Origin of the sequence: Bryocella elongata (assembly GCF_900108185.1) — a bacterium.
Lineage (GTDB): Bacteria > Acidobacteriota > Terriglobia > Terriglobales > Acidobacteriaceae > Granulicella > Granulicella elongata.
Genome location: NZ_FNVA01000003.1, coordinates 641,308 through 661,247, shown reverse-complemented (window position 1 = coordinate 661,247; position 19,940 = coordinate 641,308). Strand labels below are relative to the sequence as shown.

Here is a 19,940-nt window from a genome sequence, read left to right as displayed (position 1 = left end):
GGCTTGCCCAACCAACCTCATCCGAGGCGCGGCGCGAAGCTCATTTCGTACTTTTTGATCCTACACAAAACTCGTTCGACTTGCAAACCAGCTTGATTCGGTCAACGTCGCTAACCGCTCGACTTGTTTGACTCTACGTGAGAATCATTTGTTTTGCAAACTACACGCAACGCTTCTACGACGGCCCGCCAGTGATGGCGGGCCGCTCTCTTTGTCGGCTCAATAGGCTCAGGTTGCACTAGCTCCCAGCCTGGACGCTACGGCGACGCGCCCTCAGACCCAACCCCACCGCCAGCAACAGCACACCCGCCACTCCGTACGTCGGCAGGTTTGTCGCCGAATCCGGCTCTTCCATGACCGGCTGCTGGAAGACGGCCAGCTTACCAACCATCGGCAATGCCTTCACCGGGTTTGGCGTCCGGGGATCCCCAGGGGTGCGCACCGTAATCAGCGTCAGGTCCACGGTGTCGCCGGTATTCACCTTGTCCAGCGCCGCTTCCGAGACCGTCGTGTCCATAATGTCGCCATTGACCTTCACGATCAGGTGGAACGGAGGGCTCACCGAAACCACGGTCCCCTTGACCACACTGATGTCCTGCACCATCCGGGCCGTCCCTGTCAGCCCATCGGTGATTACCGTCCCGGGCTTCAGTCCGGAGACCGTCACGGCTCCGGCCGCGGTCGTAACCTTGTCACCGACGCCAAGCGTGTACTCGTAGTCCAGGCCAGTCGAGGCATCGTGCACCACAACCTGGCCGCCGGAGGCATATTCCACCTTCCAGCTGCCGGGCGCGGCCATCGCCACCGTTGGCAACACCAATGCTGCAGTCACTGCAGCGCGACAGAGAACAGCCGTCGAAACGAACTTCATAGAGATCTCCTTCGGGGTTGATTACGAATGTTGGTTGGGCGCCGCATGAGACTGCAGCGAGGCACGCACAATGAAACGCTGTGGCGCGGGGCCTAGATAGAAGAACGGATAGCACGTCACCAACGTCAGCACATCGTCAGACGTTGGCTGCAACGGCGCAGCATCGCCCGGGGAAACCACGCGCAGGCTGTCGACGCGGTAGACGTCAAAGCCCTTGCCGGATGCCACCTCCACCCGGTCCCCCACCGCGATGTCCTTCAACCCCCGGAAGAAGCCGTCGCGATGGCTGGTCAACGCCATGTTGCCGCGGCCGCCGGGCTCTGCAGTACCGGCGATGTGCTCTGCTCCCAGGTTCATCGCGAGCGCGGACGCCCCCTCTGACGAGCCTTCCATCACAGGCACCCGCAGACCCAGCCTGGGGATACGCAGCACGGCTTCCGGCGCAGGAGCGACGACGCGCATTGCCTTGCGATACGCGGCGATACGACCTGGTGCCCACGACTTTGCCTCCGGATGCTCCATCTGGAAACGAGAGATGGCGAGGCGCGAAAACACGAGGCCGCAGCCCGTCGGGATCGCCCACATGCCAAACAACACCGCTCCCGCAGACAGGCAGAGGAAGCTCAGCCATTGAGGCCCGTTGAACCATCGGAGCAGCCAGCCAGAACGTTTCGTCAAGCGACTAAACCTCTTCGTAGGAAGAACAGGTGTGGATAGGTGTTTCCCCTAGAGTAAATCCCCGGAGCGGGAATGCACAGGCAGCCAGGCGACGTTGCCGACCACAAAAACAAAGCGGCCCCCCCGGATCCGGGTGGGCCGCTCGCTTTGAAGCAGTTAGGTTAGAGGCTCGACGACCTGACGCTAATCGCGCGGATGTCCGCCACCCGACCCGCCGCGGGGTGCTCCGCCGCCGTGGAATCCAGGCAGGGCATGCTCTCCGGCTCCTGAGTGGTTGGGCGTAGCCACCACATGGCCTTGGCCGTCATGCGCCTCATTTCCCTGGAAGTGGTTGAACTGCTGTGCTCCACGTCCCGGCAGAGGACCGTTGTACCCGTGGTGGGGATCGTATCGGTTGTCCACATGACCGTGGAAGCCGCGCGGCCCATGAAACCACGGACCCGCACCAATGAAGATACCGCCCGTGAACCAGTCCGGGCCATAGTAGCCGTACGGCGCGCAGTCATACGGGGCGTAGTCGAAGTAGCCATATGGGCATACCGGAGCGCCGCCAATATCGACTCCAATCGAAACCTGCGGCTTCGCTGCCGGCGCCAAGGCAAATCCGCCAAGGGCAACTGCGGACAGTGCAAACATTTTCAAGCTGGACATCATGATCGTTCTCCTGGTCTCTCTCAACGTTCTTGTAGACAGGCCCATATCTTGGGATGGTATCCCCCTCCTCCGGGTGGCCCAGCCCACGCAAGATGTCCGTCGTCTTTCGATCCTGTTGCAACCAAATCGCAGCGCATCCCGCGCTTGCGATACTGGAAGCATGAGTTCTTCCACCTCGGCCCTTGCCCCGCTTGATCTTCTCGAGTCACGCATTGCCCCGCTCCGAGAGCGGCTTGCCTCCCACCCCATCTACTCCGCGGTGAGCACCGAGCGCGACCTTCGCCTCTTCATGGAGTCGCACGTCTTTGCCGTATGGGACTTCATGTCGCTCCTCAAGTCGCTGCAGCGCGCGCTTACCTGCGTCGACGTCCCCTGGGTACCCAGCCGCTACGCCGCCAGCCGCCGCTTCATCAACGAGATCGTCCTCGGCGAAGAGTCCGATGAGTACCAGCATCGCCCGCTCAGCCACTTCGAGATCTACCTCGAAGCTATGCAGGTCCTCGGCGCCGACAACACTCCCATCGAAACCCTGATCAACGCAGTTCGCACCAGCGGCGACTGGAAAGCGAAGCTTGCGGCAGCTCCCATACCCGCGCAGGCCTTCGTCGCAGAGACATTCCGCGTCATCGAGCATGGCAGCATCGCTGCACAGGCCGCTGCCTTCACCTTCGGCCGCGAGGACGTGATCCCGGAGATGTTTCGCGGCATGGTGCGCGAGCTCAACGACCAGCGCGAAGGCCGCCTCGCCCAGTTTGTCTGGTACCTCGAGCGCCACATCGAGGTCGATGGCGACGACCACGGCCCGCTCTCGCTCAAGATGGTCTCAGACCTCTGCGGCACCGACGAAGCCCTTTGGGCTGAAGCCACTTCCGCCGCCGAACAGGCCCTCGCCGCTCGGCTCGCACTGTGGGATGGCGTCCTCGCCGAGATTCAAGCAGGCCGTTAGCAGCACCTCGGCACCCGAGCGGCATCCAATTCTCATGGTTGGCTTCGCGTCATCACGACGAGCCCACCGAGAGGATTCCGCACCATGACCCACCTCGGTAAAGTACTGAGCTTTACACTTCTCGCAGCGGCCACCGCAACGGTCGGCGCCGTGGAGCCTCGGTGCTCTGCGCAAACCCCCGAGCCTGCGCAACAGGAACCACAGCAGCAGGCCCCGCAGCAGCAGGCCCCGCAATCCGCCCAGCCTGCGCCTAATTCGAGCGCCCAGCAGGAAGCCCCGCGCAGCCAGCTCTCCGGCCAGGCACCGCAACAACCCGTGAAGCAGGGCCGCAGCGCTGGCGGTGATGTTGGCTCGGGTGCCGGAGATATCGGCAAGGGCACGGCAGGAGCAGCAGGCAACGTCGCCAAGGGTACCGGCAAGGGCGCCGTGGATCTCGTCACGCTGCATCCCATCGACGCTGCGGGCAACATCGGCAAGGGTGCCGCCGTCGGTGGCAAGGATCTCGCCGTCGGTGCCGGTAAAGGCACAGGCAAGATAGCGAAGGGCACGGGCCGCGGCATCGGCCATCTCTTCCATCACGGCCACAAGGACCAGGTCCCGACCGAAGATACAGCGCCACCAGCGGAGCAGCCTCGCTAGCCAGGCTCCCTTTCGCAGCAACCACCGTGCGCTGCGTCACAGCTTTCCGAACTTCCCCGGCCTAGCCTGAATGCGTTGACCGGGAGTTCGGAGGCAGCGCATGACAGACGAGAACAAGGCCCTCGCAAGACGGTGGTACGAAGAGGTATGGAACGCAGGAAATGCAGCAGCACTTACTGAGCTGCTCGCCCCTGCGGCAGAGACTCACGGTTTCCCGGAGCCCGCAGCCGCACTCCACGGAGCGGCCGCCTTCAGCGAACGCCTCAAGGAGTTTCAGCGTTCGTTCTCCAACATCAACGTCCATGTCGATGAGGTCATCGCCGAAGGCGACACCGTCGCCGTGCGCTGGACAGCGCGCATGAAGCACACCGGCGAAGGCCTCGGCATCCAGCCCACCGGCCGCGACGTCACACTCCCCGGCTCCAGCTTCCTGTGGATGAAGAACGGCCGTATCACCGAAGGCTGGGAATCGATGGACCTCACCAAGGTCCGCCGCCAGCTGGAGGCGGCGTAGGACAGTCCACCTGGTTGCCGGCTCATCAGATCAAGCCCCAGTGGGCGTGAGTAGCAATTCGCTGGAGAGCAATCGGCCTCGCCACGCGGCGGGGCCGATCTCTTTCATAGACAGACCAGCCTATGGCGCCAGAGAGAAGTCCGTGAGCTTCAGGTACATGTGATCGTGCTTGGCCACAAGCGCGCCGTTCTTCTCGGTCTCGGCCTTCACCACCAGCCACTCAGGATCGGCACTGAACGCCTTCCACGCAGCATCCATCGCCTCACGGCTCGGATGACGCAGCATGTAGGTCAACGTCTGACCCGCATCGGGAGCTTCCAACGACGTCCAGAACGCGACCGGGTGCATGCCCAGCCGCTCGAAGATCTTCACCTCGCGCTTCTTGAAGCGCTCCAGCAACGGCGGCAGCTTGCCGTCGTTGCAGTGATAGATCCGCAGCTCATACACCGTCTCCGGTCCTACGCCTGCGGTGGCTCCGCCTCGCGCCGCCCCCATCAGCATGGGCAGCACAGCCGCCGCACCAAGGCCAGTCAAAGCACTGCGGCGAGTAATCGTGGGAGTAACTTCGTGATCCGTCATGTTGATGACCCGTCGAGATCCGCTGCTTCATGCAGCTGGATGAGATTCAATGATGCGCTCCAGTGTAGATGGAATCTCTCCGCCGCGGTACATAGTGCAACCGCGAAAACTCCATGTGACCCTGCGTCGAAAGGTTGCCTCCAACTCAGCGATTCCCTTGTAACCATGACCGAATCGTCAATCCCCGCAAAGCTTTTTTGCACCGGCTCGTTAAATCCCCCACAACTATCTGCGTCACGTTGGCGTCTGAGCCAAGTAATGCATGAGGCGGATGTCCCCCCTCGTGGAACTCGAAGGAGTGAACGACCATGAAGAAGCAGATTCTCGCCGCAGTGAGTGGCATCTTGCTGGCAACAAGCCTGGGCGCAGGTGCACAGGTGGTGGTTCGGATCGGCCCGCCGCACCCCCTTGTCGAACACCCCGGCCCTCCGCCGCATCCCGGCTGGGCCTGGCGAGCCGGATATCACCGCTGGGACGGCGCTAACTACGTCTGGGTCCCCGGCGAGTATGTCGAACCACCGCATCCACGCGCACACTGGGTCGATGGCCATTGGGCTCACCGCGGCGGCGGCTGGGTCTGGATCGAAGGCCACTGGCGCTAACCCGCACCGCAAGCTGACACCGATCAACCTCCCCACCAAGGCACGAAGCAGAAGCGCCCCGCTTGTACAGGCGGCACAATCTCGCTTCGTGCCTCTTGCTTTTCAGACCCCGTGCTTATGCCGGCCTCCGGAACGAGCCGGTATCATCGACGTATGACCCTCACTGCAGAAGACCGCGCCCGGCGCGTGAAGGTGCTGCTGTTCGATGTGGACGGCGTGCTCACCAACGGCGATATCACGATCATTCCCCAGGCCGACGGCAAGGGCACCGAAGTCAAGAGCTTCTCCGCCCATGACGGCCTCGGCATCTCGCTGGCGCGGCTCGCCGGACTCAAGGTCGGCTTCGTCACCAAGCGCAACTCGCAGGTCGTCGCCATCCGCGCGCGCGACCTCAAGATCGACCACCTCTACCAGGGCCAGTCGCACAAGATGCAGGCCATCACGCAGATCATGGCCGATGAGAACGTCACGCTCGACGAGATCTGCTATGTCGGCGACGACATCATCGACCTGCCTGTGCTGCGTAAGGTCGGCCTCGCCATCGGCACCGCCAATGCGCGCGCGGAGGTCAAGGGCATGGCCCACTGGGTCACACCGCATCGCGGCGGCGACGGGGCCGGTCGCGACGCCATCGACTTCCTCCTCAACGCCCGCGGCATCCTCGCTGAGACCATCGAGGCCTACCTCGACCCCGAAAACGAAGCCGCCAGCAAGGCCGACATCGGCCAGGGAAATATGTAGAAGCGAGTGAGTAGTGAGTAGAGGGCAGTGAGTCGACAAATGCTTTCCTCTGCTCGCTACCCACTGTCCTCTGACCACTTTTGTGACATTCGTCACCTCACTTTGCTGACGCTCCACACTCCTTTTGCCTGCCACAACCCGCGAGACTCATTCCTGTAGACGCACTCATCCAGCGCATCAGGAAGGTACAAGCGATGAACCAGGTGATGGAGACCCCCACCCAGGCAGTTCCCCACAGCGCCGCACGCCCCAGCGCTCCCGCAGTAGCCACACTCACTAACATCACCAAGCGCTACGCCAACGGCGTGGTCGCGCTCGATGGCCTCTCGCTCGAGCTGCGGCGCGGTGAGATCGTCGCTCTGCTCGGCCCCAACGGCGCGGGCAAGTCCACCGCCGTGCGCCTGATGATGGGCCTCAGCGCTCCGACCTCCGGCGATGTACGCATCTTCGGCGCGGACCCGCAGTTGACCTCCACGCGCCTTCGCACCGGCGTGATGCTGCAAGTCGGCCGCGCTCCCGAGATGCTCAAGGTCCGCGAGCACATCGCGATGTTCCGCAGCTACTATCCCGCGCCCGCCAGCGCTGCTTCGCTGGTCAAAGCGGCGGGCCTCGAGGGCCTTGAAGATCGTCTCTTCGGCCAGCTCTCCGGAGGCCAGAAGCAGCGCGTGCTCTTCGCGCTCGCACTCGCCGGCAACCCTGACCTCGTCTTCCTCGACGAGCCCACCGTGGGCCTCGACATCGAAGCTCGCCGCGCCATGTGGGCGCAGATCCGCAGCCTGCGCGATGCCGGCAAGACCGTCCTGCTGACCACGCACTACCTCGAAGAAGCCGACGCGCTCGCCGACCGCATCATCGTCATCAGCAAGGGCCGCGTGGTGCGCGAAGGCACTCCTGCTGAGATCAAGAACGCGGGCGCTGCCGGTGCAGGTGCCGTGAGCTCAGGCGTCGCCGTCAAGATCATCCGCTGCGTCACCACCCTCAGCGCCGAGCACCTGCTGAAGATGCCGGGCGTAAACAGCACAATGACCGACGAAGGCCGCACCATCATCATCAGCTCCACGCCCGAAAGCACACTGCGCGAGATGCTGGCACTCGACCAGAGCCTGCATTCGCTCGAGGTCCAGAGCCCTGCGCTCGAAGACGCCTTCCTCGCCCTCACGCGCAACGACTGAGCTGTCGCCTTTCGCCGCCCGAGGTCTTGTCCTTCGTCGTCATCCTGAGGAGCGGAGCGACGAAGCCCCCCCGCATTCCGGTACTACCACCACCACAAGCTTCCTCCTCAAGGAGATCCCCATGTCCACCGCGACCCTACCCCTCGCCGCCGCCACGGAATCCAGCCTCACCCGCGGCCTTCGCATCTTCCTCTCCGAGACCCGCCTCGAGCTCACACGCTCGCTGCGCACGCGCACCTTCTCGCTCTCGGCCATCGGCTTCCCCGTGATGTTCTACCTTCTCTTCGGCATCATGATGAACCGCCACGAGACCATCGACGGCACCTCCATCGCTCGCTACATGCTCGCTGGCTACGCAGTCTTCGGCGTGGTGGGCTCGGCGCTCTTCGGCATCGGCGTGGGGATGGCGGCCGACCTCAGCGCCGGCTGGCTCGAACTCAAGCGTGCGAGCCCCATGCCGCCCGCTGCGTATCTCGCCGCCAAGTGCGTCACCGCCATCTGCTTCGGGGCCATCATCCTTACGCTGCTGTGCACCCTTGGCGTCACCCTCGGCCATGTGCAACTCACACTCGCGGAGTACGCCCACATGCTCGGCCTCGTCGCTGCCGGCGCCATCCCCTTCGCCTGCATGGGCCTCGCGCTCGCGCTCATCGTGCCCTTCAACTCCGCGCCCGGCGTCACCAACCTTCTGTACCTGCCGATGAGCTTCCTTGGCGGCCTCTGGATCCCGCTGCAGGCGTTGCCCAAAGCCGTGCAGCACATCGCCCCGCTGCTGCCCACGTACCATCTGGCGCAGTTGATGCTCGGCGTCTTCGGTGCGGCCGACCCAACGAAGACGCAGGCCAGCCACTGGCTCGGCCTGCTCGGCTTCACCCTGCTCATGTTCGGCGTCGCCTGGATCGCCTTCCGCCGCCGCGAACAGAACGCGTAGCCCAACACCACCACGCCGCCTGCGACCTGCAGGCGGCGTTACACTCTCAGTCAGACAAGCAACGCGGAGTCGCACCATGTTTGGAAGACAGATGCCAAAGATCGAGCGCAAGGCCGTCGCCTGGATGTGGTCTGCCTACTCCCTGTTCCTTTTCATCGATCCCATCCTCGATCCCCGGCCCGGTTTGTGGATGAAGTCGATCACGGTCTTCCTGACCTACCTCGCCATCTTCACGGTCTATATCAGCACCGGCAGCGAGACCATCAAGCGGTGCATGATCGCCTGCACGTTTGTGCTTGGTCTCGTCGCGTTCTCGTTCAATGGCGGCGCGACCTGCCTGTTCATCTACACCGCGGCCTTCATCCCCTTCAGCTTCGTCGATACGCAGATCATCCTGGGCATGTTCGCCGCGGAGGCCGGCATCATCATCGCCGAGCGCTACGCCCTGCACCTCGGTTGGCCAAACACCATCATCGGCCTGTTGCTGATGGGTGTCGTCGGTGGCAGCAACGTCTTCTTCGCGCAGCAGCGCCGCGCCGACTGCAAGCTCCGCATGGCGCATGAAGAGATCGAGGCCCTGGCCGCACTCGCCGAACGCGAACGCATCGCCCGCGACCTGCACGACGTGCTCGGCCACACCCTCAGCGTCATCACGTTGAAGGCTGAACTCGCCGGCCGCCTGTTGCAGATCGATCCGCAACGCGCTGCGCTGGAGATCGCCGACGTCGAACGCACCGCGCGCAAGGCCTTGTCGGAGGTGCGCGAGGCCATCGGCGGCTATCGCACCCGCGGCCTCGGAGCCGAGATCGAAGCAGCACGCGCCACGCTCGATGCTGCGGGCGTGCAACTCATCGCCGAAGCCCCCTCGCTCTCCGGCCTCTCCGCCGCCGAAGAGACCGTCCTCGCGCTCGCGCTGCGCGAATCCGTGACCAACATCGTGCGCCACGCGAAGGCCACGACGTGCAAGCTGCGCTTCTTCAGCGAGAGCGGCCGCCGCCGTCTGCTCGTCGAAGACAATGGCAACGCCACCGATCTGCGCGAAGGCAACGGCCTCCGCGGCATGCGTGAGCGCGTTGAGTCACTTGGCGGCCATGTAAAGCTCGAGCATCGCGCCGGTACACGCCTGCTCATCGAGCTTCCGCTGCAGGCTGAAGGGGCGGCCTCGTGAGCCCCGTAACAGCGAAGCCCGCGTGCAAGCCCGCACCCGCAAAGCAGATCCGCGTCATGCTCGCCGAGGACCAGACGATGCTGCGCGGCGCACTCGCAGCGCTGCTTGGCCTCGAGCCCGACCTCGTCATCATCGGCGAAGCAGCCAATGGCCGCGAAGCTCATCGCCTGGCCCAGCAGCTCAAGCCCGACGTCATCGTCACCGACATCGAGATGCCGGAGATGACCGGCCTGGAGTTCGCCGCAGCCATCAAGGACAATGGCCTCGCAGCAAAGGTCGTCATCCTCACCACCTTCGCCCGGCCCGGCTACCTGCGCCGCGCGCTCGATGCCGGAGCCCGTGGTTATCTCCTCAAGGAACGTCCTGCCAGCGAGCTGGCAGAAGCCATCCGCCGCGTACATGCCGGTCTTCGCGCCATCGATCCCGAACTTGCCGCCGAGGCATGGAACACGGAAGACGACCCCCTCACCGATCGCGAGCGCCACATCCTCCGTCGCGCCGGCGACGGCCAAAGCTCCGCCGACATCGCCGCCGAACTCCGCCTCTCCGAAGGCACCGTGCGCAACTATCTCTCCGAGGCCATCGCGAAGCTGGGCGCTGCCAATCGCGTCGATGCCGCAAGAATCGCCCGCCAGCGCGGCTGGCTCTAGTGGCACGCTGAGAAACAGCGGCCAAGACTCGCCCAAATCGCAATAGCTTAACCGCTGGTTAACCAACATGTAGGCTTACGACATCGCAATCCGATATCCTTAAGACAGCTTCGACGCTGACGCTACGCGCGGAGACTGAGGATTGCCATGAACCCTGCCGCCCGGCTGGGACCGTTTCGTTTCACCCGCCGCAGCCTGCTCGGTCGCGGTGCTGTTGGATTCGCTTCTGCCGCAGGCGCGACGCTGCTGAACCCCTTTCGCAGCCTTGCCCAAAGCTCCACCCCTGAGACCAGGGTTGCCGAGACGAAGTACGGCCGCATCCGCGGTCTGCGGGAGAACGGTGTCTTTGCTTTCAAGGGCGTGCCCTACGCGGGCTCTGTCTCGGGGACCAATCGCTTCAAGCCCGCACCTCCACCAACCCCATGGATTGGTGTTCGCGACGCCATGACGCTCGGCGCACCATCCATCCAACCGCCCGGTGGGACCTACGGCATCGATGAGCCTGCGCCCAGCGAAGATTGCCTGTCCCTCAACGTGTGGACCCCGGCCTGCGACCATCCCAAGCGCCCGGTGATGTTCTATTGCCACGGCGGCGGATTCACCTCCGGCTCGGCAGGCGCGTTCTTCCAGGACGGTGCGAACCTCGCCCGCGAGTACGACGTGGTCGTCGTCGAGACCAACCACCGCCTCGGCCTGCTCGGCCTGCTCTACCTCGGTGAGTTTGGCAGCGACGAGTTCGCCGGCTCCGGCACGCAGCTCCTCTCCGACCTGCGCCACGGCCTCGAATGGGTGCGCGACAACATAGGCCAGTTTGGTGGAGACGCGGACAACGTCACGATCTTCGGCGAGAGCGGTGGCGGCTGGAAGGTCTCCTGCCTGCTCGCCATGCCTTCCGCGGCGAACCTCTTTCACAAGGCCTCCATCGAGAGCGGCCCGATGCTGCATGGTCTGCCACAGGACCGTGCTGCGGCCACCACTCGCGCCGTCTTGCAGCAACTCGGCCTCGGCCCGAACGACTGGCGCAAGCTGCTCCAGCTTCCCGCAGCCGACCTGCTCAAGGCGCAGGTAGCGATTCTCTCCATTCCGAAGTCTGGCCCGGACACCATCAACCTCTGGCCTGTCCTGGGGCCGACGCTCCCGCACCATCCGTTCGCCCCCGCCGCACCGCCCTTCGCTGCCAACAAGCCGCTCATCATCGGCACCTGCCACGACGAGGCGAATTTCTTCCTCGGCAAGGACCTTGCGGCCTACTCGTTGACCACCGAGTCGCTGATGGAGCGCCTCACCGGCGCCCACGGCGAACATGCGCACGCGATCTACGACGCCTACCACCGCAGCCGCCCCGAAGACTCGCCAACCGACCTCTACATCGCCATCGAGACCGCGCAGCGCTTCCGTACCGACTCCATCACGCTGGCTGAGCGCAAGGTCGCCCAGCAGGCGACGCAGCACGATGCTGCAACTTACATGTACGTCTACACGCACGGCTGCGATGAGCTCGTACCCGGCACGCAGCACAAACGCGGTGCGTATCACTCCTGGGACGTTGCCTTCCGCTTCGACAACCTCTTCCCCGGCGGCGACGGCAAGCCGAAGTCCGACCTGCAGGCCTACCTGCTGAAAGCCATCGGCAGCGACGAAGCCTCGCGCGCGGCCTCCATCCAGACCGCACACAACCTCAGTGAGATGTGGGCGACCTTCGCACGCACCGGCCAGCCAGCCGCGAAGGGCCAGCCAGCGTGGCCCGCATACAAGCTCCCGCAGCGCGCAACGATGATGCTCGACGCCAACTGCCGCGTCGTCAACGATCCCGAACCGTTGGAGCGCAGGGTCTGGGCCGATCTCCCACGCGACCCGAGCTAGCCGCGCCAGCATCTAGCCGCCGGTCATTGTCAAAAGCTATCCAAATCATTGGTCTACCCAATGCACCGCGCAAACCCGCGCTCCTATACTTGTCTTGCTGGGAAAACCCAGAAGACATAGGAGACACATGTCCAACGAATCGAAGTGCCCATTTCCGGGTGCCCACAGCACAGGCACGATTGACCATCTGACGCAGAGCACCTCGCACAATCGCGACTGGTGGCCCGAGCAGCTCGACCTTTCCATCCTGCACGTGCACTCGCAGCTCTCAAACCCCATGGGTGCGGACTTCAACTACGCCGAGGAGTTCAAGACCCTCGACCTCGATGCCGTCATCAAGGACCTGCACGCGCTCATGACCACCTCGCAGGACTGGTGGCCTGCCGACTTTGGCCACTACGGCGGTCTGTTCATCCGCATGGCGTGGCACTCCGCCGGCACCTATCGCATCTATGACGGTCGCGGTGGCGCGAGCCGGGGCGCTCAGCGCTTCGCTCCGCTGAACAGCTGGCCCGACAACGTGAGCCTGGACAAGGCACGCCGCCTCATCTGGCCGATCAAGCAGAAGTACGGCAAGAAGATCAGCTGGGCCGACCTCATCGTCCTGGCCGGCACCGTGGCGCTGGAGTCGATGGGCTTCCGCACCTTTGGCTTCGCCGGCGGACGCATCGATACCTGGGAGCCCGACTACGTCTACTGGGGACCGGAGAAGACATGGCTCGGGGATCAGCGTTACAGCGGCGATCGCGATCTCGCGAACCCTCTCGCTGCCGTGCAGATGGGCCTCATCTATGTGAACCCCGAAGGCCCCAACGCGAACCCGGATCCGCTTCTCTCGGCGCGCGATATCCGCGAGACCTTCGGCCGCATGGCCATGAACGACGAAGAGACCGTGGCTCTGATCGCCGGCGGCCACAGCTTCGGCAAGACCCACGGTGCCGCCTCTGCAGATAACGTCGGCCCAGAGCCGGAAGGCGCACCGATCGAGCAGCAGGGCTTCGGCTGGGCCAACAAGTTTGGTACCGGCGTAGGCGCCGATGCCATCACCAGCGGCCTTGAGGTCACCTGGACCTCCACCCCGACGCAATGGGGCATGGAGTTTCTGCAGAACCTCTACAAGTACGAGTGGGAGCTCTTCAAGAGCCCTGCCGGTGCTCATCAGTGGCGTCCCAAGGATGGCGGCGGCGCAGGCACCATTCCCCACGCCTTCGACCCGGCCAAGAAGCAGGAGCCGCGCATGTTGACCTCCGACATCGCGCTGCGCGCCGACCCGGCCTACGAGAAGATCTCCCGCGAGTTCCTTGCCAACCCCCGCAAGTTCTCCGATGCCTTCGCTCGCGCCTGGTTCAAGCTCACCCACCGTGATCTCGGCCCGGTCGTCCGCTACCTCGGACCGCTGGTTCCCAAGGAGACGTTGATCTGGCAGGATCCCGTCCCCGCCGTCGACTTCACCTTGATCGACAGCACGGACGAGGAAGCTCTCAAGGCGAAGATCCTCGCCTCGGGTCTCTCCATCTCGCAGCTGGTCACGACCGCATGGGCTTCTGCCTCGACGTTCCGCGGCAGCGATCGCCGCGGCGGCGCCAACGGCGCCCGCATCCGCCTCGCACCGCAGAACAACTGGGCCATCAATCAGCCCTTCGAGCTCGCCAAGGTACTCGGCAAGCTCGAGGACATCCAGTCCGAGTTCAACGCAAGCGCGACCGGCGGCAAGAAGATCTCGCTGGCTGACATCATCGTCCTCGGCGGAAATGCCGCGGTTGAGGCTGCTGCAGCCAAGGGCGGAGTGGAGGTGAAGGTTCCCTTCGCCCCGGGCCGCACCGACGCCACGGCCGAGATGACCGACGCTCACTCCTTTGCGCCGCTGGAGCCCATCGCCGATGGCTTCCGCAACTACGTCCACAAGGGCCTGGAGAAGTACTCAGCTGAGCTGCTGATCGATAAGGCCCAGCTGTTGAACCTCACGGCTCCTGAGCTGACCGTCCTCCTCGGGGGCCTGCGCACCCTGGGCACGAACTTCGGCGGAACGAAGCATGGTGTCTTCACCACACGGCCCGAGACGCTGAGCACCGACTTCTTCGTGAACCTGCTCGACATGAACACGAAGTGGGAGCGCTCCGCGACCGAAGGCGTGCTCGAAGGCAAGGACCGCAAGACCGGTGAGCTCAAGTGGACAGCCACCATCGTCGATCTGGTCTTCGGCTCAAACTCGCAGCTCCGCGCCCTCGCTGAGGTCTACGCTGAAAGCGATGCGGAGAAGACCTTCGTCGATGCCTTCGTCGCAGCCTGGACGAAGATCATGAACGCCGACCGCTTCGACCTGAAGAAGTAGAACCGCAACCGCCTCGAAACAGCTGAAGGCCCGCCGGCAGGAGTTCAACCTCCCCGGCGGGCCTTCGCATTTGCGGGTGCAACGAAACTCCAAAAAGCGAAAAACTTCTGCATCTATAGACCGACTGGTCTACTCATATCAAGCATGCAGCCTTGGGCGACCCGAGGCGCAACCGATAAAGGAGATCACCATGTCCACACCTTCCAACACCTCCACCAAAGGCACAGCCCTCATCACCGGAGCCTCCACGGGTATCGGCGCCGTCTATGCCGACCGCCTTGCCAAGCGCGGCTACGACCTCATCCTCGTCGCTCGCAGCCAGGACAAGCTCACCGAAGTTGCCGAGCAGATCCAGTTCAGCACCGGTCGCAAGGTCGAAACCCTGCAGGCCGACCTCACCGCCCCGGCCGATGTAAAGCGCGTAGTGCAGCGCCTCGCCACCGACGCATCCATCACCGCGCTTGTAAACAATGCAGGCATCGCGGCCGCGAACAAGCTGCTCGAAGCCGATCCCGACTATCTCGAGCAGATGATCTATTTGAACGTGACTGCTCTGACACGCCTCGCACACGCCGCTGCCTCGGCGTTCGTCGCTCGCGGCGCCGGTCTCATCATCAATATCGGATCGGTCGTAGCTCTCGCACCCGAATTGCTCAACGGCACTTACAGCGGTACCAAGGCCTATGTGCAGAACTTCAGCATCTCGCTGAAGAACGAGCTCGCAGACAAGGGTGTGACAGTGCAGGTAGTACTGCCAGGCGCGACCGCGACCCCGCTGTGGGGCAAGGCAGGCGTGCCCGTCCACAGCCTTCCTGCCGAGTGGGTCATGACGACGGAAGACATGGTCGACGCTTCCCTCGCAGGCCTAGACCAGGGCGAGTTCGCCACCATCCCCGCTCTGCCCAACGCAGCGGACTTCGAAGCCTACGAGAAGGCGCGCCTCGCGCTGGCTCCGAACCTTTCGCGTCGTGAGCCCGCAGCCCGCTATGGTGTTGCCTCGCAGCAGTAAGCGTGCGGCGAAACTGCAACGACGCAAACCGTAGGATAGACGTGTAGCCCTCGTGCTTCGGCACGGGGGCTTGCGTTCTGCTGACAAGGAAGGAACAACGCCATGGCTGCAAAGACAACGGAGATCGACAGCACGAAGACCACACCACGCTCGACGAAAGAACACCTCATCGACGTAGGTCTGAATCTGATGCGCCGCCATGGCTATGGCGCGACCGGGCTGCAGGAGATTCTGAAGGCAGCGGACGTGCCCAAGGGCTCCTTCTATCACCACTTCGGCAGTAAAGAAGAGTTTGCCGCTGCAGTGCTGGAACGTTATGTTTCGCTCGCGAGCAAGCATGCTGAAGCCACGTTGATGCACGGCAAGCAGGCGCCGTTGAAGCGGTTGCGTCGTTACTTCGAGGAGCTCATCGCGGCCGCTGGACAACAAAGTCCCATCCCCGGTTGCCTCCTGGGCAGCTTCAGCCTCGAAGTGGCTGGCTCCAACCCTGCGCTGCAAACCGACATCAGCAAATCGTTCACGACGTGGCAGACCGGAGTTGCTGTCGCGCTTCGCGAGGCCGTTGAGAAGGGCGACCTGGCAAAGTCGATGAAGCCTGACATGCTCGCCGGCTTCGTGCTGAACAGCTGGGAAGGAGCCCTGTTGCGTTCCCAGGCGGATAAGAGCGACGAACCCCTGCGCGTCTTCCTGCACTACGTATTCGAGGAGCTGCTCGCGAAGTAAAGCGCCCTGCCAGGGTGCATTTGCGATAACGGTCTTCGCAAGCTACGGCCTCCTGAGGTAGAAAGTAAGACCTGGAGGATGGCGATCGATGAAACCAGCCCTGTATCCCGACGCGGAGGGCGCATCGGAGAAGATCACAAAACGAATTGAGACGCTGGGCGACTGGCGCGGCGAGACCCTCGCCCGCATGCGTCAGCTCATCCATGACGCCGACCCGGGTGTCGTCGAAGAGTGGAAGTGGGAGAGGCCTTCGTCTGGCGGCACGCCGGTCTTCTCGCATGATGGCATCGTGTGCACGGGCGAGACGCACAAGCAGGTGGTGAAGCTTACCTTCGCTCACGGCGCCTCGATCCCCGACCCGAAGAAGCTGTTCAATTCCAGCCTGGAAGGAAACGTGCGTCGCGCGATCGACATTCGCGAGGGCGAGAGCATCAACGCGACCGCGTTCAAGCAGCTCTTCCGCGCCGCGGTTGCGGAAAATGCCGCCATCGTCGCCGAACGTGCTGCCAGGAAGAAGACGAAGAAGTAGTCGCCTTCGCTTACTTCGTCACCTGGTATCTCGCGACCATGCCTGCCAGCATGTGATCGCTGATGTGGCAGTGATAGAGCCAGATGCCCGGCGCGTCCGGAACCATATCGGCCGTGATCATCTGCGCCGCGCCGATCCACAGAACGTCCGTGCGCTGGCCGTTCACCAGCACGGTGTTGCCATGCCAGTGCGGCGTATGTGCATTGAAGAAGTCTCCCAGCGTAGCCACGTACCAACGCACATGGTCGCCCTTCTTCATGGTCATCATAGGCATATTGCCGAAGATATAGCCATTGATCGACCACTTGATATTGGTCTCGAAGAAGCCCGTGCCCGCAATCGTCCCCAGCATGCCGCCGGGAGTCGTGGGAATCGACTCCAGCTTGTTGACGTGCTTGGGGTCAGTGGTGTGGTCGCGGATGTTGTCGTCGAGGTAATGGCTCTCGTTCTCGTTGATCGCGATGTAGAGGCTCACAAACTCGTGGTCGACGTCCTTCGGCCTGCCGTCAGGACGGGCCATGCCGCGGCGCGTGATGACGATGACACCGAAGAGGCCCGAAGCCACATCGCTCAACTCATCCGCGTGCGAGTGATACAGCCAGAAGACCGAGCTGGGATCGTTGGGCCCAGGACCGGAGCGTTCGGGGATCTGCCATGTGTAGGTGTGCGTCGCGCCCGGAGCTACACCGCCGTCTTCCTTATCCTTGCCCGTGGTGTTGTCGTTGTAGTCCGCGCCTTCGGAGTCCTTCTCATACAACACGCCGTGAGGATGCATGCTGTACGGGTGCGTGGCGTTGTTCTTGAAGACGACGCGGATGGTGTCGCCTACAGCACCGCGAAGGATGGGCCCCAGCAACCCGAGATACGCCTCGTCGGCAGGACGAGGCTTGAGGGTGGTGAAGGTGGCATCGGTGTACTCACGGTAAATGGCCTTCTTGTAGATGTGGCCGATGCGATGCGGACCGGACTGCGTGAAGGCCTTGCCAACATCGTCGAAGTCCATGCCCATCGCCTCGTCCCGGCCGGAGGGCGTGTAGTCCCACTGAACCTCGTCGGCAGCGACGAAGTACGTGCGCGTCTTGCCGGGCGCAGGCCTGACAGAAACGGCGTTCGCGATCGCCGCTTGGAAGATGGAAGCGGCCAACAGAAGCAGCAACGCAAGCAGACGAACCTGTCTCGGCTGAGGCATGGGAGCTCCGGGAAGATGAGAATTGGGGTGCGCCCCAGCATAGCTCATCCCTGAGGACTGACATGCGCATACCGCTGGGCTGAAACACATCGGTGCGGGCCGGCACAATCTGCGGCCCTCAAACCCGTTAAGATGGTGACGATGCTATTTGCTCCGGGAACGTCTGCCGTAGGTGCGTTGGTTGGTCTCTGTGGTGTGCTCATGTGGCGGCTGCGGGAGGGCCGACGGCCTGTGACCCAAAAGGCCATCCTGATTCCGCCGGCCGGTATGTCCACCGGTTTCTGCATGTTCATCGTTCCCGCCTTCCGCGTACCACTACTCTGGGGGCTGGCAGCGTTCCTGGTTGGCGCTGTGGTGCTGGCGTATCCACTCATCCGCACGTCGCGGCTGGTGCTGGAAGGCAATACCGTGATGGTGCGCCGGTCGAAGATCTTCTTCGGCGTGGTGCTGGTGCTGGCGGCGGTGCGCTACTTCGCGCGCGGCTACATTGGCCGCTATATCACCGTGGAACAGACCGCAGGTTTGTTCTTCATCCTGGCCTTCGGGATGATTGTGGTGTGGCGCGTGAGCATGTGGTTCGAGTACAAGCGCCTGTTCCGCTAGCGGACCATCGCTCGACTCCTCGTCTCCCGAGAGATTACAGAAGCCAACAACAGTGCATGTTCGTCGTGCCTCGTCGCGCTCTTAGTGCTGGGCCAGAGACGTCACCCAGCCGCGCGCGAACGTTTGCCATCCGGGATTGAAGAAGAGGCAGGCAAGCGGGTCGTCCTGTAAGGGGATGCGCGACGGGGCCCGGTGCTTTTTCGGAGTGGGAACAGGCTAGAGCAAAGCCGGATTCGGGGGAAGGGATTTTGACGGGCTGTAGAGTGAATTACCTCTCCCCCCCCCCCCCCGGCATTTTCGCAAAGTCTTCGAAGCAGAGACTTTAGGGGTGGACCTCAGGAACAGGGGGTTCGCGATTGCATGCTGAGGCCTGATTCCATTGTAGAGAATTGGGGTGAGAAGTATGCCAAGTCTCCGGTCCAAGTCTCCGGTCCATGTCAGGCACTCGTGGTGACTACTTTCTGCATTCCGCGAACGGGAGACGAACGTATGTGCAGATGAGCGGCGCGATACAGGCTGGGGCAGCGGCATGCGAGCTCGGGAGACGAAGTTGGAGGCGAGGTACGTGATTCGCAGCTTAAACCAGAGCTTCATGGGGTACATCGTTCTCGCGGCTTGGACGGCTGCTGCTCAGGATGTGCCGAGGGCTGTGCCCGCTACACCCTCCGCAACGACTGCGCCGCCAGTTTCCGCAGTCCCGCAGTATGACGTGGTGAGCACAGTGCGGCCCAGCCGGGCGGCGGACACTCATCTGCGCATCCGGATGGACAGCGGCACGATCTTCATCACGGACGCGTCGCTGAAGGATCTGCTCAAGAACGTGTACGGGATGAGGGATTCGCAGATCGTTGGGCTGCCGAAGTGGGCGGAGAGCGAGCACTTCGACATCCAGGCCAAGGTGCTGGCCGATGACCCGGAGTTTCTGAAGCACATGACGGGCAAACTGCGGCGGGAGGTCTTCGAACGGGTATTGCGTGAGCGCTTTGGGGCAGAGACCCACATGGAGACGCGAGTGATGGCGATGTATGAGCTGCAGCGCGTGGGCGGCGGGCCGGGAGTCGCCCCGGGACTGGTGGAGAACCCTCCGCCGCCGCGGCCTGCGGATGGCTCAGCGGCGACGCCGGAGCCGATCAAGCCGGGACACAACGGGCGCGGGAATACCTCCGTAATGGGGACGCACCTGGATGCCACGGGGATTCGCATCAGCGACCTGTGCGGCAGCCTGGGGCGGATTCTGGACCGCTCGGTAGTGGACAAGACGGGGCTCGCGAGCTTCTACGACGTGACGCTGAACTGGAGCGATGGAAGCTCCGAGAACAGCGATGGGCCGTCGCTGGAGGCGGCGCTGCAAGAGCAGCTGGGGCTGAAGCTGGTGGGCACGAAGGGACCGGTGGAAGTGCTGGTGGTGGACCGGGCGGAGAAGCCGAAGGAGCTGGATTGAGGCTGCTTGTTGGCTCGCGGGGCCGGGTTCGACCGATGTTGTGGAAGCGTACCTCGGCGGCTAAAGACACAGGTTGGGTGGGGCTCGACGGCCCGGTTCAAGCCGG

General features: G+C 63.4%; 21 protein-coding genes. 16 read left to right on the top strand and 5 right to left on the bottom strand.

Annotation, left to right across the window (positions count from 1 at the left end):
• Positions 1 to 238: 238 nt before the first annotated feature.
• From C4S68_RS11975 to C4S68_RS11965, 3 genes are all read right to left on the bottom strand, one after another.
• Positions 239 to 871, bottom strand: a complete 633-nt coding sequence (locus tag C4S68_RS11975) for a hypothetical protein (RefSeq protein ID WP_103933267.1) — start codon at positions 869 to 871, stop codon at positions 239 to 241.
• A 21-nt stretch (positions 872 to 892) separates the two neighbouring features.
• Entirely contained in the window at positions 893 to 1,549 is a 657-nt protein-coding gene (locus C4S68_RS11970) for a class D sortase (protein ID WP_103933266.1), read from the bottom strand.
• 183 nt (positions 1,550 to 1,732) lie between these two features.
• A complete protein-coding gene (locus C4S68_RS11965) occupies positions 1,733 to 2,203 on the bottom strand; it encodes a hypothetical protein (RefSeq protein WP_235011538.1) in 471 nt (156 codons plus the stop codon).
• Between the two features lie 160 nt (positions 2,204 to 2,363).
• On the opposite strand from C4S68_RS11965, the gene C4S68_RS11960 reads away from it, so the two are divergent.
• The 3 genes from C4S68_RS11960 (at position 2,364) to C4S68_RS11950 (ending at position 4,302) form a co-directional block, all read left to right on the top strand.
• Complete coding sequence (locus C4S68_RS11960) at positions 2,364 to 3,149, top strand: DUF3050 domain-containing protein (protein WP_200821533.1); 786 nt, start codon at positions 2,364 to 2,366, stop codon at positions 3,147 to 3,149.
• 84 nt (positions 3,150 to 3,233) lie between these two features.
• The gene (locus C4S68_RS11955; RefSeq protein WP_103933265.1) at positions 3,234 to 3,788 is read left to right on the top strand and encodes a hypothetical protein; all 555 of its coding nucleotides are present in this window, start codon (positions 3,234 to 3,236) and stop codon (positions 3,786 to 3,788) included.
• Positions 3,789 to 3,888: 100 nt separating this feature from the next.
• Positions 3,889 to 4,302 carry an ester cyclase gene (locus C4S68_RS11950; RefSeq protein WP_103933264.1) on the top strand — a complete coding sequence of 138 codons (414 nt, stop codon included), beginning with the start codon at positions 3,889 to 3,891 and terminating at the stop codon, positions 4,300 to 4,302.
• Between the two features lie 120 nt (positions 4,303 to 4,422).
• Here C4S68_RS11950 and C4S68_RS11945 read toward each other — a convergent pair whose 3' ends face one another.
• A complete protein-coding gene (locus C4S68_RS11945) occupies positions 4,423 to 4,881 on the bottom strand; it encodes an NIPSNAP family protein (protein ID WP_103933263.1) in 459 nt (152 codons plus the stop codon).
• 308 nt (positions 4,882 to 5,189) lie between these two features.
• Here C4S68_RS11945 and C4S68_RS11940 point away from each other — a divergent pair, with 308 nt between their 5' ends.
• The 11 genes from C4S68_RS11940 to C4S68_RS11890 all read left to right on the top strand — a co-directional run bounded on the left by C4S68_RS11940 (position 5,190) and on the right by C4S68_RS11890 (position 16,601).
• The gene (locus C4S68_RS11940) at positions 5,190 to 5,483 is read left to right on the top strand and encodes a YXWGXW repeat-containing protein (protein ID WP_103933262.1); all 294 of its coding nucleotides are present in this window, start codon (positions 5,190 to 5,192) and stop codon (positions 5,481 to 5,483) included.
• A 153-nt stretch (positions 5,484 to 5,636) separates the two neighbouring features.
• Entirely contained in the window at positions 5,637 to 6,224 is a 588-nt protein-coding gene (locus C4S68_RS11935) for a KdsC family phosphatase (RefSeq protein WP_103933261.1), read from the top strand.
• A 194-nt stretch (positions 6,225 to 6,418) separates the two neighbouring features.
• On the top strand, positions 6,419 to 7,396 hold the full coding sequence (locus C4S68_RS11930; RefSeq protein ID WP_235011537.1) for an ABC transporter ATP-binding protein: 978 nt from the start codon (positions 6,419 to 6,421) through the stop codon (positions 7,394 to 7,396).
• A gap of 121 nt (positions 7,397 to 7,517) precedes the next feature.
• Positions 7,518 to 8,327, top strand: a complete 810-nt coding sequence (locus C4S68_RS11925; RefSeq protein ID WP_103933260.1) for an ABC transporter permease — start codon at positions 7,518 to 7,520, stop codon at positions 8,325 to 8,327.
• A 91-nt stretch (positions 8,328 to 8,418) separates the two neighbouring features.
• The gene (locus C4S68_RS11920) at positions 8,419 to 9,495 is read left to right on the top strand and encodes a sensor histidine kinase (RefSeq protein WP_103933259.1); all 1,077 of its coding nucleotides are present in this window, start codon (positions 8,419 to 8,421) and stop codon (positions 9,493 to 9,495) included.
• Positions 9,496 to 9,551: 56 nt separating this feature from the next.
• Positions 9,552 to 10,145, top strand: coding sequence for a response regulator transcription factor (locus C4S68_RS11915; protein ID WP_103933330.1), 594 nt, complete (start codon positions 9,552 to 9,554; stop codon positions 10,143 to 10,145).
• Between the two features lie 147 nt (positions 10,146 to 10,292).
• Entirely contained in the window at positions 10,293 to 12,008 is a 1,716-nt protein-coding gene (locus tag C4S68_RS11910) for a carboxylesterase/lipase family protein (protein ID WP_103933258.1), read from the top strand.
• 127 nt (positions 12,009 to 12,135) lie between these two features.
• Positions 12,136 to 14,340, top strand: a complete 2,205-nt coding sequence (gene katG / locus C4S68_RS11905) for a catalase/peroxidase HPI (protein WP_103933257.1) — start codon at positions 12,136 to 12,138, stop codon at positions 14,338 to 14,340.
• Positions 14,341 to 14,530: 190 nt separating this feature from the next.
• Positions 14,531 to 15,349, top strand: coding sequence for an SDR family NAD(P)-dependent oxidoreductase (locus tag C4S68_RS11900; protein WP_103933256.1), 819 nt, complete (start codon positions 14,531 to 14,533; stop codon positions 15,347 to 15,349).
• Between the two features lie 102 nt (positions 15,350 to 15,451).
• Positions 15,452 to 16,072, top strand: a complete 621-nt coding sequence (locus C4S68_RS11895) for a TetR/AcrR family transcriptional regulator (RefSeq protein ID WP_103933255.1) — start codon at positions 15,452 to 15,454, stop codon at positions 16,070 to 16,072.
• Between the two features lie 88 nt (positions 16,073 to 16,160).
• Positions 16,161 to 16,601 carry a DUF1801 domain-containing protein gene (locus tag C4S68_RS11890; protein ID WP_103933254.1) on the top strand — a complete coding sequence of 147 codons (441 nt, stop codon included), beginning with the start codon at positions 16,161 to 16,163 and terminating at the stop codon, positions 16,599 to 16,601.
• A 10-nt stretch (positions 16,602 to 16,611) separates the two neighbouring features.
• Here the strand turns inward: C4S68_RS11890 and C4S68_RS11885 are convergent, their stop codons facing one another.
• A complete protein-coding gene (locus C4S68_RS11885) occupies positions 16,612 to 17,790 on the bottom strand; it encodes a multicopper oxidase domain-containing protein (RefSeq protein ID WP_160115120.1) in 1,179 nt (392 codons plus the stop codon).
• 141 nt (positions 17,791 to 17,931) lie between these two features.
• Between C4S68_RS11885 and C4S68_RS11880 the strand changes: the two genes are divergently transcribed.
• Together C4S68_RS11880 and C4S68_RS11875 are read left to right on the top strand one after the other, a co-directional pair.
• Entirely contained in the window at positions 17,932 to 18,393 is a 462-nt protein-coding gene (locus C4S68_RS11880; protein WP_103933329.1) for a CcdC family protein, read from the top strand.
• 565 nt (positions 18,394 to 18,958) lie between these two features.
• A complete protein-coding gene (locus tag C4S68_RS11875) occupies positions 18,959 to 19,834 on the top strand; it encodes a TIGR03435 family protein (RefSeq protein ID WP_160115119.1) in 876 nt (291 codons plus the stop codon).
• Positions 19,835 to 19,940 lie beyond the last annotated feature (106 nt).